Source organism: Agrobacterium tumefaciens, from assembly GCF_031801495.1.
Taxonomy (GTDB): Bacteria; Pseudomonadota; Alphaproteobacteria; order Rhizobiales; family Rhizobiaceae; genus Agrobacterium; species Agrobacterium tumefaciens_K.
The window spans coordinates 257461-271981 of record NZ_JAOEGC010000002.1 but is presented as its reverse complement, the minus strand read 5'-3'; the positions used below and the strand labels follow the sequence as shown (position 1 = coordinate 271981).

At 61.8% G+C, this 14521-nt stretch carries 6 protein-coding genes; 1 reads left to right on the top strand and 5 read right to left on the bottom strand.

From position 1 onward, the window contains the following. The first annotated feature begins 331 nt into the window (after nt 1–331). Nucleotides 332–829, top strand: coding sequence for a DNA mismatch endonuclease Vsr (gene vsr, locus N7578_RS10735; protein ID WP_311110331.1), 498 nt, complete (start codon nt 332–334; stop codon nt 827–829). On the opposite strand, the gene N7578_RS10730 is transcribed toward vsr, so the two are convergent. From N7578_RS10730 to N7578_RS10710, 5 genes are all read right to left on the bottom strand, one after another. Next, on the bottom strand, nt 751–6633 hold the full coding sequence (locus N7578_RS10730; RefSeq protein ID WP_311110330.1) for a DEAD/DEAH box helicase: 5883 nt from the start codon (nt 6631–6633) through the stop codon (nt 751–753). The genes vsr and N7578_RS10730 overlap by 79 nt on opposite strands. 2 nt (nt 6634–6635) lie before the next feature. Beyond that, nucleotides 6636–8669: a hypothetical protein gene (locus N7578_RS10725; protein ID WP_311110329.1), complete on the bottom strand. Its 2034-nt coding sequence runs from the start codon at nt 8667–8669 to the stop codon at nt 6636–6638. A gap of 3 nt (nt 8670–8672) precedes the next feature. Then, the gene (locus N7578_RS10720; RefSeq protein ID WP_311110328.1) at nt 8673–11126 is read right to left on the bottom strand and encodes a hypothetical protein; all 2454 of its coding nucleotides are present in this window, start codon (nt 11124–11126) and stop codon (nt 8673–8675) included. A gap of 54 nt (nt 11127–11180) precedes the next feature. Next, nucleotides 11181–12998, bottom strand: a complete 1818-nt coding sequence (locus N7578_RS10715; protein ID WP_311110327.1) for a DNA cytosine methyltransferase — start codon at nt 12996–12998, stop codon at nt 11181–11183. Nucleotides 12999–13577: 579 nt separating this feature from the next. Continuing rightward, a complete protein-coding gene (locus N7578_RS10710; RefSeq protein WP_311110326.1) occupies nt 13578–14492 on the bottom strand; it encodes an HNH endonuclease in 915 nt (304 codons plus the stop codon). Between the last annotated feature and the right edge of the window lie 29 nt (nt 14493–14521).

Here is a 14521-nt window from a genome sequence, read left to right as displayed (position 1 = left end):
CGCGACAATGCGTGCAAAGGTAAGTGTCCTCAGCCGAGCGGGGAGGAGCAGGATACTTGCTCCGATGGGACTGGCGCACACTGCACTCTAGGGGAGCATGTCCGAAGATTCGGGTGGCGCAACCACCACAATGGACTCCACGCGCGATCACTCGCGCGATTTCGGGAATTCTATTCGCGTACGCCAGCGTTGGCACCCAAATCGCCGCTCTCGTCCGCTTGCCGAAGGCGCCCGCAATGCACCACGGACATACGACGGCGTCCAACGTGGCCGGCGTTCCACAAACGCGCCTCGCCATCATCCCGCCACCGAGATTGGCTATGGATAACGCATGGATCTCGAAGCAACGCCATCTGTCCGTCGACGCATGCAGCGCACGCGAGGGCGCGACAATCTATTCGAGATTTCGATCAGATCGCAGCTTTACGCGAAAGGGTTTCGTTACCGGGCTCATTATCCCGTTCCCGGAATGAAGCGCATCACATGCGATATCGCCCTGCCTAAACTAAGAATCGCCGTCTTTCTCGATGGCTGCTTCTGGCACGGGTGCGATATCCATCCGCCATCGGTGAAGAAGAACACCGCCTTCTGGATGGAGAAGATCGAACGCAACCGCGCGCGTGACAGGCGGGTGCGCGAGCACCTTGCCGAGATCGGCTGGACAATTCTTCGATTCTGGGAGCATGAGGCGGTCGAAGCGATAGTGAGGAAGATCGTTTCGACCATCGAAGAGTATAAACAACGAAACTGTCACCACGCCGAGGAGCGAGCGCGCTCTAGGACGAGCAGCGGCCGCCGCGACAGTTCGAAGCTGTCTACGGCGACGTGACTCCGGTCTAGGCCCAGCGTGTCGAATAGCCGCTCCCGGTTCCACAGGGGATGGACGACAACGCCCCAGCGGCTGCTGCTGTCATCGAGGGAGAAGACCGGAATGTCCGGCCTCCCCTTGACGCTCGACACTGTGTTGCCGGGAATGAACGTCTTCGTCTGGACTGCGAGTTCCCCCGCTGCCTTCGACCAGTCGCTGAGTTCGAAGTGGTCGTAGTCGCCGTCCATGCCGCACTCGTAGCAGGGATCGACCATCGCACGCAGATAGGAAAGCCCCAGCCGCCAGTCGAGGAGACCGTGCAGGTTCCTGTTGTTGTACCTCTGCAGGCACCTGTAGCAGGAAGATCCACACCGCTTCATGTGATCGGCGTCGGCGACGTCGGTCCTCGGCCACGCTCCATCCTCATCGAGGATGCTGTGGATCAGGTCGGAGACGGGAATTGTGCTGCCACCCAGCAGATGTCGGCAGAAGCCGGAGCCGTTCGGCAGTGCATCCGATATCTGGAGATATGGCAGCCGTTCCCCGCTCGGCGAGACCATGATGTTTGGGGCGAGCGCGTCGAACTCCTCCGGAGCGATGTCGAGGTCGAGAGCAGCCCGCTGGACGAGGATCTCGGTGGCGGAGATCGCCGCAGCGCGGACGCTCGTGCGACTGGGTTCCCGCTTGTTGCCCCTGGAAAGGCCGATGTCCATGTCTAGCAGGCGCAGGTTCGGGTTGAGCTTCACGGGTCCGATCTGGAGCGAGTTGGTGACCTTGGTCGATGCAAGCCATGCGCTGACGGGCTCCTCAACTGTCCTGTAGCGGCCGTTCTGGTCGTCTACCAGGGCATCCGTGGCGATAGCCTGTCCCGACAGCTTCAGAAGCGGCTTGTCCTTCCACCACCATATGCGCTGCGCGTCGTTGTCGATCGCTTCCTGGACTTCGAACCCGGTGAAATCCGCATCGTCCCGGAAGCCGGGGTTCACGAGGAAGATCTCCGACTGTTCCGCGAAGTTGACACTGAGGTTCGCATCGGTCTTCTGCGTGTCGGGCTTGCCCAGGCTGGCGAGAGTGATGCGCTGGCCAACCTTGGACATCAGACTGTCGGCCGAGGGTTCGAGCGTTGTCCGATACGCCGCTGGCGTGACGCAATGGATGCCTGTGTCGGCCAGAGGCTCGTCGCAGGCCGGGCACGCGGCGGTTTGTTCTGTTCCCCTGCTCCACGCTCCGCATTTGCCGCAGAACCTGAGGTGGAAGTCGTCCTTCCGCCAGGGGGAGAGCGGCCTTATCGGGCCTGCGAGATCCGTGGCGAACTGGTCTGGCGGAAGCAGCACCCCGGTGAACCCGATACAGCGGTGGCGCAGCTTCTCTCGAGTACGAACGCTTCCCGGGGCGAAGTCGAAGATCGCCATGTCCTGGTCGCGGTCGATGGTGTCCCACTCGGCCTCGTAGTTCCCCTTCCCTGCCTTTTTCAGCTCCACATAGAGATTTCGCGACCGCGTCGGCATGCCGTAGAGCGGAACCAGCCCGCGCTCGGCGAGCGCCGCCGCGATGCCCACCGCCTGCAGGCCGTATTCCTCCCTGAGTCCCTCGATGTCCTCGAGGACGGTGTCCACGGACACCACCTCCCTAATCTCCTCCATGTCGCAGTTGGAGACCTTCGCAAGGATCTCCGCCAGGCGGTTTCGCCGGTCCTCGGTGCGCCCGAGCGCGTCAGCCAACCGGTCACGCCAGTCCATGTCGTCGCGGAAATATTCGCGGCAATAGAGGAACTCGCCGTGGATGTCGCCGGGGACCATGTCGTCGCCAGCCCATGTGTTGCCAGCCTCCTTGCAGAGCAAGCGGAAGGCCTCGACAAGCCAGAACTTGCGGAGAAGCCGCGACGGAATGTCCTTCAGCTCCGTCGTGATGAATGGCGGCGGCGGAGCCGATCCGGTGATCTCGATCGGATTGTGAAAGTAGTGGATGTCGTGGCTCTTGCTGCGGCAGACGGTCAGGACGGTCGAGAACGCCTGCCCGCGCCGGCCGGCACGGCCCACGCGCTGCTGGTAGTTGAAGCGCTGCGGCGGCATGTTGCCCTGATAGACCGCCTGCAGGGAGCCGATGTCCACGCCCACTTCCATGGTTGTCGTGACGGAAAGCAGGTCTGACGTGTCGAACAGCTTGCGCCAGCGGAAGTCCTCGTCGCTCTCGTCGTCCTCCTTGACGAACACGCCCTTGAACTGCTGCAGCCGCTCGGCGGGATCGCTTGTCTGGCCTGTAAGCTCCTCGCACTTGAGCCTGAAGTGAGGCTCGCCGTTGGTGATCGCACGCTGTACCCGGCGGCCGAGGAAGTTCTCCCCGGCGATCTTGCCTGCGGTCAGATCTTCTGGCCGGGTCAGAATGGTTCCGCACCGCGTGCAGCGGCCGAACCCTGCATGAAGATGGACGCGCCCGCAGAGGACACACCGCCACGCCGCGGCGGAAGGATCTGCGGCGCGGAAATGGAGCATGCTGATGTCGATCGAGCCATCGCCGCGGGGCTGGCGCAAGGTCGTCCTGAGCTTCTCGAGGAAGTCGTCGCATTCCTTTTCAGGATGCTGCAGGAGTTTGGACATCAGCCGTCGGAGTTTGTTGTCTCCGCGGCCGAGCATGTCGAAGGCGTTCCTCCACGCATTGCGCGGATCCTCCTGAAACCTGTTCGGCGTGATCCGGTAGGCGTCGGCGAAGATGCGGAGCATCGCGTCGTCGCGCGACTTCTCAGGCGTGTATTCCTCTGGGCCGTAGAAGCTCGGCCACCCGAGTCCCGTCTCCTCGAGGGCGAAGTATGTCTTGCTGAAGAGCAGGTCGGTGGCGTCCGGCGGCTGCTCGTCCTGAACCTTGTCGCGCGCCTTGCGGATGACCTTGAGCTGTTCTTCCGGGACATCGTGCTTCCACGATATCTGATCGCTCCCATCCCTTTCGAAGAACTCGTACCACGCGTGGCGCTTGTTGATGCGCGAGAGCTTCGTGTCCGCTCCCTCGACGGGGGTGGATCCGAGCTTCATGAGCTCCGTCAGGATCGGTCGCGTGAGGTTCCCGGACTTGGAGCGCTCGAACTCGAAGAGTTCCGTCAGCGGGACGCTTGGCGGCTGTCCGGCCGAGGCCTGCCTTTTCTGGAGAGCCTTGTACCGCTGCTGGAGGTGCTCGGTCTCCTTGTCGGCCATCGTCAGCTCGATGATTTCCTGCTTGAGCCGCTTGTACTCGGCTTCGTCATCTGGAGTGAAGGCATGGTCGGCGGCGATGCGCGTTGCGGCGGCGATGAGGATCTCGCGCCGCAGATCGCGCTGATGCTGGACTTCGACCTCGAGCGCGAGGTTCGCCGCATCTTCGCGGCTGTCCGAGAAGGCGACCAGCTTGCCGTCGCCGCCCTGAGCCTTCAGGGAAGCGACGAGTTCGGTGGCAAGGAGCTGTGAGGTCTTCCCGAAACCTGTCCTGAAGCTTCGGATCGGCGACAGGCGGCCTTCGCGCTTCTTGGAGTTCGCCTGCCGGTATCGGCCCGAATAGTCCGTGCCGCACTTGGCGCAGCAGAACGGGACGGCTGTGCCATCGTCCTCCATGGTGCGCTGATGGAAGCCGTCGGTGCCTGACCACTGCATCAGATATCCGGGCACGCCGCCGGGTTCCTCTGCGTCGCTCACAACTCCTGTATAGGGGTTGATGTAGCCCTTCGCCCATCCGTAGGGCGTTTTCCCCGTGCGGATTTCCGTCTCGGGCTGGCCCAGGTTCGGCCAGAAGAGGGCGAATTCTCGGAAACTTGCGTCCTCGAAGCGGATGGATGAAGCGCTCTCAGGCAGCTTCTCAAGTTCCTGCGGGGCTGGGAGCAAGGAGACCCAGCGTGAAGAGCCAGCCGTGATCTGCCCGCGCTTCCCGCCGAGATAGAGGTCGCCGCATGCTTCGCAGTAGAGCAGCTCGAAGAGGCGCTTGCGCCCCTCCTGGTCGCTGTCGCCGTCGTAGGTCTGACCGCGTTCGATGCTCGGGGTTCCCCAAACGACGGCGCCGTCATCTTCCCGATGGATTGAGGCAAACAGCCCTTCGATGTTGCGGACGAAGCAGTGCATCCTGAAGCCCGGCAGCGACGCGACGGCCGCAGGGTTCGGCACAAGCTCGGCTGGCAGGACGGGAGTTGCATGGTCGGGACCGGGGAGGTCCGGGATCGCCCTGAGCGCGAGCAGCCCGCGAACCGCCTCCCTGTCTGCAGTCCCAAAGAGAACGTTACCGATGTCTTCGACGGAGCGCGGACGCTTGGAGCCGAGTTTGTCGGGATCCTGAAGGGCATAGTCCAGCATCGCCGCCGCGCACCTTGTTGCCGCTTCCAGCATTGCCGCTGGGGTCTTTCCGGCCGATCCTGGAATGCTTGCGGCAGCGGCGAGGAATTGATCGATGAGATCGCTGGGATTGCGGCGGTAGTCGACACCGTCCAGAGCACGGGCGAGAGCGGAGAGGCTTTCGCGGGCAGGCATGTTTTCCGGACGCTTGACCTCGATCGGATCGCCCGTGACGATGCTTTTTTCCCATGCAGCGTCGAGATCTGCCGAACCCGCAGTCCCAGCGTCGCCGAACATGTTCTTGAGATAGGCGATGCTCGCCGCAGCGTTCTTCTTGTCCATCGGCAGCGACGCTGACGAAGCGAGGACGCGAAGCTTGTGAGCATGGGCTGGATCCGTCAGGCCGAGCCTTTCGAGGAGGATCTTGAGAAGCCCGGCCATTTCAGCGCCGGCGGAGCCGCGGATGAGGTGCAGCTCATCGAGCACGAGGTAGAAGCGCGCGTCATTGTTTTCCATCAACCATGCGCGCGTTTCCTTCAGGATGGGATCATCAAACTCGCGGACCAGCATTGCATTGAGGATCGACTGGTTGGTCACGAGGATGTCCGGCGGGGTGTCCTGCATGTCCCAGCGGGAGATCAGCTCGGCACCGTCGGTTGTCGGGAAGATGTAACGCAGATCCGGATCGCGCTCGGCGGTCAGGCGGCTCTGAATCGACTGATAGCGCCTGAGGCTGGCCCTCAGTTCCTTTCGCTCTCGATTGTTTCGCGCCTTCCACTTCGGATCCTTGTTCTTTCGCGGATGCTGGAGGAAGCCCTTGGCGGGAGACTTGCCCGTGTAGCGTCCGAAGAAGATGCGGTTTCCGTTGAAATGGCGCGCCATGACATCCTGCGCGTCATTGGAATCGAGCGCCTTGCGGAGGCGGACCATCTGATCCTCAACGAGCGCGTTTAGGGGATAAAGGATGAGCGCCCTTACAGCCTTCGGCCTGTCCGGATGCTCGTTGCGGCGATGCAGCCGGAACTTCTCGCCTTCGTCGAGCCAGGTGTCGTCGAGGGGCTGCAGCGGGGCGGGCCACTTGGTCGCTTCCTTGGCGAGCTGGGCGAGGATCGGCAGCATGAACGATTCAGTCTTCCCGGAACCCGTGCCCGATGTGACGATGCCCGGCGTTCCGTCCCTTGCGCCTCTTTCCAGCATCTGCACCTGATGGAGATAGGGTGCGTAGGCTCCCTTGAACTCGGTGCCCGCCTTCCTGTCAAAGAGTCCGGACAGCGCGAGTTCGATGAAGGCCTGCCGCTCGGCGCGGGAAAAGTCACGGAGGCGGCCTTCAGGATCATCGATCAACCCCTCCAGACCGTAGTCGATGGTCTTGTAGCGCGCCACGGCCTCGAAGATCGGATCAAGCGCGAGCTGCCCCGGCTTGGACAGCAGATCCCTCCGCATCGCTGACACGTGCGGATCGTCGATCCGGTACGCGGTGTCCAGGTATGCAAGGAATTGGTCGATCATCCGGTTGAAGCCACCGATCGGATCAAACATGTTCAGCTCTCTATGTTTATGAAGTATTCGTCGTACTCGTGTTCATTGCCCGCGGATGCCGCCGCAAGCCACTTTACCTGACCCAGGAAGACAGGAGCGACGTCGGAAAGCTGTATCCACGATGGAACCCGCGCGAGCGCCCTTGCCACCGTTTGCATGACATTGCGTTCCAGGTCATGGTCCACGAGAACCCCGACCGCCTCGCGGACCCTCTCCGGATCGAGGCTGTTCATCGGCCAGAAGCCTTCGAACTTCGCGGATCCGGGACGGGGCGTCTTCTGTGGCTTCAGCGGGAACAGATGTCTCAGCGTGGAATCCGGGATCGGAACCCGCAGCCCGTCCGCGCCCGCGCTTGCGACAAGCGCCAGGTTGCGCGGGAGACGACCGACCCTCCTCATCTCGATCATCTGGGGAAGCCAGTATTCGCACGGGCCACTGGTGATGCTGCACAACGCGGCGGCAAAAAGCACGTCGGGCCGCTGCCTCGCCTTGTCGATGGCTGCCCTCAGTCCGGAATGCTCGTCGTTCAGGAGATCGGTCAGGGAGATCTTGGTGGGATCGCAGAAGACGATGGCGGCATCGTCCCCGGCAAAGGCCGTGGCGATGTCGACCGCTCCCGACGCGGAATCGGGGCCGAGAAGAACCGGAACGATGTCTGTGAACGTCGCGACGACGGCTGCGACGTCAGGGAGCGTCAGGCCGGTCGCGACAGCCAGATCGTAGAGGGTCGCCTTCCTCTGCTCGTCAGAAGCGAGCGGCGGCTGCAGCGTGGGCGCCGGGATCGGCTCCTTGGGCTTTTCCGTCACGGATGGCGCCGGGGCGGCGGGCGCGGAGGAGGCGATCTGGGCCACGTCATCGCGCAGCCGGGCGACCTCGTCGCGGATGGCGGCGGTTTCGCGGGAGGATTCGCTCCTCATCCCTTCCGCAGCGCTCGCGATCCTGCTGCGCAGCGTATCCTCGTGCTTCTCGGTCTCGCTTCTCAGGAGCGTCTCCCGGTGGGAGAACGTCGCCAGCTTCGTTTCCGCGTCCGCGACTTCGGCACGAAGGGCAGCCAGGCGGGCGCTCTCCACCTCGGTATCCCTGATGAGCCGATCTTCCAGTTCGGATCGCAGGCGTATCTTTTCCATCTCCTCGAAGGCGGCGAGCTTGTTCCTGAACGCCGGATCGCGCCCCAGCAACTCCGGCAGGATATCGGCAAGCTCGCTGCGCTTCGACAGCCGCCCCGCGATGGATGCCAGGTCAGCCTTCTCCTCCTCGCTGATCGCCCTCGCGTCCAGCAGGCGAAGAAGTTCTGCAGGCTTCATGGAGTGAGCGCCGCCCGGAAGGCTCAGAACCTCCTTCGATCTGGATAGCCACTGCTCTACCGACTGGTGGATCTCCTCCTCAGACCGCAGGTCCGTGTCCTTAGGCTCGGACCATTTGGGTGGGGAGACGTACACGACAAGGCCATTCCCAAGCTTCATGGTTTCGGGACTGTTCTTGAGTGCGGACGTGGAAACCGACCGCAAGGAATGCTGCCGCAGTTTGTAGTTACCCGAGGGGGTCGCCTCGAATCCCGATGTCAGCCAGTGGCCGGACTGCACCTCGATCGCGGAAACGGACGCGTCGAGCGGAACGTGAAGCGAACCTTCCGAGAGAGCGGAAACCAGTTCCCCAAAGTTGCCGTTCTGCGGGCTGTAGCCGACTTCGAGCTTTGTAGCGGTCGCGAACGCCACGGCATCGAGCTTCCCTGGGCCTGAATTGTCATTGCCGAGCTTTGGAAGCTCGAAGACGGAACCCCGGATTCTGGATGCCATGGTCGATATGCCGCCTGCGAAGGCCGGAACGGCGACCTCGTCCTTCTGCACGACCAGCTTCTGTTCCTTTTCGCCCGTGACCAGCCAGAAGGAACCTGCGCCGCGCAGCGCCATTCTGCTGTCGCGGGTTTCTTTCAGCCTGCCACTTTGGGCTTCGCCGTTCTTCACTTCGACGATGATCGCGACATCGTGCGCGAGCACCTGCTTAACCCGGTAAACCGTCTTGCCTGATACTGACATCTTCTATCTCTTTTCGGCCATGACGCGGGCGATCCGCGTCGTCCGTGATCTGCTGTCATAGATCGCCCGGCCCCGGTTGGAGGCCGATGCGAGAAACCTGTATATCCACCGCGTGCCTTCGGTTTCTTCCTCCCCGTCCTTGTCCGTGACAGACACGAGGCCGGAGATGGCAGCGAGAGAGGAAGCGCCGACGGCGTACTGGTACTGCCACCCGTCTTCCGAAACGCCAGGAGCGGCATTGCAGAGAACCCTGTCGGATGCCCATCTCGCCCAGCTCGACGGAAGGAGGACGCGAGCGCGCCGTGGCTTGAGGATGCCGCCTGACTGGAAGAAAACCGGGCCGCCAGCGCGCAGATTGTGGGAGAGGATCGCCACGGACGGAGAGACGAAGGTCTTCACAGGCTTTCCTTCAACGACCGAGCGATAGAGGAAGGGGTTGCGCGATTCCTTCCTTTCGAGCCTGTAGAGACCGTCGGCGATCTTGTCGTCGTACCGGACTGCGAAGAAGCCACGCTCCTTATCGAGCCTGCCGATCACCTGGTAGCCGTGCACGCCGTCGGGGCTGCCGACATCGGCGTTCGCCAGCTTCGACGCGGGCTTCTCAGCGATGGCAATCCTCTCGATGAAGTCGCGGCGCACTCGTTCGTCCGGACACCTGACGGCGTAGCGGGGCAGCGCCCACTTCGACAGGCCGTTCCATGTCTCGACCCTGGCTCCGGCCGCTCCCGCCGCGGCATGAAGGCGTTCGAGCACCGCAATCGGCGTCGGGCCGCTTATCCTGACGAGATCGGAGCCGACGCGCTCGGCCATCAGAGGATTCTGAAGTATCCGGCGGACCGGGAAATGGCGCAGCAACGTCATCTCCAGCCAGCCGGCATCGGAGAAGGATCGAAGCAGATCCCATTCGGATGGGCGGTCGTCCTCGGGCATGCCTCTCTGGATGATCTCGATGGCCTCGGAGAACGACAGCCCCCGCGCCGTCCGTTCGTAGAGCGCCTCACCGATCGTCACCAGCTCATCGCAGGGAGCCATGCGGTCTCCGGCCCATTCTTCGACTGTGGTGACAAGTGATGGCGCCGTCTCGTGGTGGAACTCGTCCTCCGAGACCTCCCTTGAGAAGTCGAAGGAAAGCCGGCGAAGTTCCCCGACCTCGTTCGCCCGCGGGACAAGCAGGATCTCGCGGGATTCCCGGTTGCTGCGGGCGACGAACGCTCCCGAATAGATTCCATTTGGGAACGAGAGACCCTCTTCGCCGAGAACCATGTCGATCGGCTTGCCATTCCTCTCCACGCGGATGGCGGCCGGCATCGGACCTGCAATCATCGGAGCAAGCGGCGTGCGGCCAAGGTAGGCGCCGCCAACCCTGATGCCGTCCCGCCATCCGAATTCCCTCGGCGCGCTCGCCGTCTGGGCGCCGCCTCCGACCTGGTTTCGGAAGTGGGCAACCACCCAGTTTGCGTTCAGTCCGGCAACAGACCGTATTGCGTCAGCATCGCATGCAGCGAGTTTCGCGCTTGTCATCAGGAGGATGTTGGATGGCGATGTTCCTGCCCGGTATTTGCCCCAGCCGCGGCTTTCGAGGAACACGATCCCGTTACGAACTAGCTTTCCCAGAGCCTTGGGAATGAACTTGAGCGCTTCCTCTGGGGTCGCAATCGCCACCCGGTCGCCAAGTGGGGAAACCCGAAACAGCTCGTGCTCGCCGAAATTGCCTTCCGCGACCTCGACCTCCTCGAGTGCAGCCTGTTCCGCCACCAGCGAATACCACGCCTGCCAGAAGGGCGTCTCCATGTATTCGCGCACGCCGCGTTTCCGCGCGTCATCGAACTTTTCGAAGTTGTACACGAACGACTGCATCGTCTCGCCGCGCATCCTCGACGTCTGTATTTTGTTGGCGACGGTAAGCGGGTCGAGAAGTCGCTCCGCAGGAATTACATCTCTCACTTTCCGCAGTTCGACCTTGTGCCGCCAGGTTGGAAAGGCCATCTGCAGCGTGCGGCCGATCCGGCGGATGTGGGCCGGAATGTTCTCAGGCAGCACAAGATCAATTTGGTGCTCCTGCCGGAGGAAATCCCTCAGGTGCTCCCACATAAGATCGAGGCCGTTCATCGGGAACCCGGTGAAGTACTCGTTGAGCTGCTTCCCGAGAAGGTCGTCGCGGAAATCCCGATCCTCGTCCTGCCTTGTCTTCGTCGTCTGCATCCAGCAGAGGAATACGAGGATCCTCACGTAGTCCGGCGCGTTTCCCTTCCGCGGCGCCATGTCTCCGGAAAAGCGTGCTTTGAGGATATCGATGTGCGGCAGGGTCTTGATGAGCTGCTGGCGAGCCATTCCCAGATCGGAAACGCCGAAGATATCGAGGAGATCCTCGTCGGCGACATAGACGCTCGCGATCGGCCCCGCGCTGCCCGGAGCCAGAAAATACCTTTCGATGAATTCCGCCTCGAAGTTCCTCAATCTGTCTTCCCTACCCTTAAGACATTCTTGAGCCGTAGCCTGCCCCATACCTTCCTATCGGTAACGCAGGTCGTCCTCCGCGGCTTTGCCCCTGCCCTGCTGACGCAGTGGCTCGGAATGAAGGACGAGATGCGGCGCATTCAGCGCGTCGGCGGACATGTCGGTGTCCTCGAACGTCAGCCGGGCAAGAAGGAACGTTCCCTCGTCGCCGCCAAGGCGAACGGCCGCTCCGTCCTCAGGAATTGCCAGCGGCGGCAGGTTCGACACCAGACGTTCTGCGAGCTGATCATGCAGCAGCTTCAGGCGTGCCCGGAGATAGCGAACGGGAATGTCGAGTTCCATCTGGCCCGGCTTCGATCCCACGATCGCGAGAAGCTGGACGATCGCCCGGTCGATAGCGTCGACATCGCCTTCCCGAGTCAGGGGCAGCGCAACCACGCCTGCAGGTACGATGCCGCGGCGCTGCTGCTCCTCGTACACGGCGACAAGATCCTGATCGGCGAACTTGTCGCGCGAGGCGCGCCATTCGTCGCGGCGACGAAACCGCAGAGGCATCTCGCTCAATCGATATCCATTGGCGGCGACAGCGTCGGCCGCAATCGGTTCACCCCAGCCAACTGGCCAGTACGTTCCGGCGCCGTAGCCGTCTCGGGCACGCTCAGACTCGTTCTTCTTGCCCATGAAGCGCTTGACCATCTTAGGTAGCTTCTTGCCGTGAGCCAGCGCGTCTTTAGTAATCCTCGCCTTCACCCCTTCACCGCCATGAAGCAGGTGCGAAATGAGCTTGGTCATGAAGTAGGGCGGGACAGCGTTGCCAACCTGCTTGTATTGCTTCCCGCGTGGCCCGGTGAATTCGAAGCTGTCCGGGAAGCCCTGAAGTCGCGCGCCTTCTCTGACAGAGAGCGGTCTATCGTGGAGCGGATGCGTGAAGCAGCCAGAGGTAACGTTGCCGAAGCCCGCGGAAATGGTGTAGGCGGGCGAAGCCTCGTGCAGCCGTCCATAGAGGGTCGCGTAATCGGTCAGGCGCACGCGGCGAAAACGATCAGGCAGCAGTTCGGGCGGGATGTCTTTCCAGGAACCGCCCTGCGGCACCTTCGAAATCCGTTTTCGGTTCAGGTCGGTGAGAACATTCCACCAGTGGTTCGCGACCTGACCATCGAAATCCGCGACGAAGCGTTGAAACGCAGTCGGCGCAGCCGGTAGCTTGGTGGAAACCTTCCCGTCCCCGCTGGCCGGCGCTACCAGGTCACCGATAGCTTCAGAAACCGTGACGTAGGCAGGCAGGCTGCTGTGACTGCCATCGACAGCATGCGTCGGCTTGGGAAAGCTGGAAGAAATCGGATCTACCGACGCTATAAGGATGAACCTGTTACGGAGCTGCGGAAGACCGTAATCCGCCATATTCACGACATCAGCGAAAACGTGGTAACCGCGGTCCTCGAAGAGGGTGAACAGCTCTTTCACGATGACGAGGTTTTTGCCGTAAACGACGCCCGGAACGTTCTCCATGACAACGCGCTGCGGACGCCGTCCAGCCGCAGTGAAACCGTCCAGCAAGCGGATGAAATGTACGAAGAGCGCGTTCCTTGGATCATCGAGATGGAAGACCCCCATCGTGCTGACCGCCTGACATGTAGGACCCGCGAAAAACCAGTCGATCTTCTCAATTCCCGCGCGCTCTATCACGTCGGTCGCCGATACCAGTGAGACATCGCAGCAATCGACTACCGCTTCCGGATGAGCCTTCTTGAAGGTCGCGGTTGCGTGCTTGTCGATGTCGAGCGCCCATTTCACTTCCAGACCGGGGATTGCAATGGCCGCACCAGCCGACATGCCACCGCAGCCGGAATAGAGATCGATAGCAGTCTGCATGATTCCCCCAGAATTCTCGCGGCACACTATCAAGACCAACTGCATTCTGCGATAGCAATTTAAGTGACCGGATTAAATTTATACGTGTTTGTGCACGAAAGAAGCGCACCGGGAGTACTGTCCGGACACAGATTTGCAGATTCGCAAAGATCTTTGATCAACGATGCTTAACGGCGCTGCAAACTGACGTACCGAATCTTACCGTAGCATAGTACCCATTTTAGGTGTCGGCCCCGCCCTCTCTGGTGGGAGATTGACCGAGCGCGCATAGACCCGAGGCAAGGATTGACGACTTTCTCGCGTAAGCGATTTGCCACGGGCGCGGCCTGGATCCGACATGTACTCACGACAGACCGCAAAGCTGCTGAAGAAGGAGACCTGATCAAATGCAGTTATCCGGAAATTGGCGAAGTCTTCGTTCAGGGCCGCCAATCGCGACAGCGGCTTGCAGCCCGTGGATCCGCGCTTCGGCGCCCGCGAAGCATAGCAGGCGAGCAATGCGATTGCGTTAGATCGTAAATGAAAGCAGCGGATGCTCGCTTCCAGAACCGACTTCTCGTTGGGGTGTCCAATCGCGCCCTACACAATCCCGCTGAACTTCTCTCTATGCCGCGCTACGTACGCCGGATGCGGCCACAGCCGCCCATCCGCAGGCAGACGTATCCGATCCATCTGCTTCGCAAACAGCGTCCGCAACTCCGATGGCACCTTGTTGTGTGAAACAAGGATCCGGTAATCGTCGGTCAACGAGATCAGATGCCTGTCGAAGAGCCAGTGCACGGTTGCCGACAGCGCGATGCCATTCTGCACGACATCCGGTCCGCCCTCGGAGACCGACCATATATGCGCCGCCTGGGCCTCGGACTTGCCGCCGCCGTTGACTATCCGCAGCCCGGTGATCGCGCAACGGCTGTCGTAGGCGTCGCAGACCTTGCGCCGGAAGCTGGCTTCCCGGATCTTTCGGTTCATCAGGATCTGCTCGATACGGCGCTCCTGCTCGATGAGCGGGAGATCGAGAAGCTCCTGCGTGGGGCCATCGACGTGCTTGGGATCGAGTTCCAACCGGATGGCGTTATCGGCCGCGAGGGTCTCGGAAAGCCCCGCTCGGACTATGGCCGCGAAATCGGTCTCGGTAATGACGCGAATGGATTTCCCCTGGATGAATGCTCCAACGCGCGTGGGGTCTGCTACTGACAGCAGCGACGTCTCCCAGTAGCGGCCATCGCGGACGAAGGGCACGGGTTCATCGAACTCCTGATATTCCGCCATGACGGCGTAGGCGTGGCCGGGCTTGATCGGATCGTCCTCGATGGCGATGACCTTAGCCGTCGCCACATATGCCCTGCGACCGCCATTCCTCTGCGGCTCTCGATAGACGATCCGATCGCCTACCAATGTCTCGGCGATGCCGCGGTATTGTTTCGGGAAATGGTACCGGAACGCGATTTCGTCATTATAACCGGAGTCCCGCTTGGTATCGAAAATGCCTTTCAAGAAAAACCCCTGCTCTCGCCTTCAAGCCG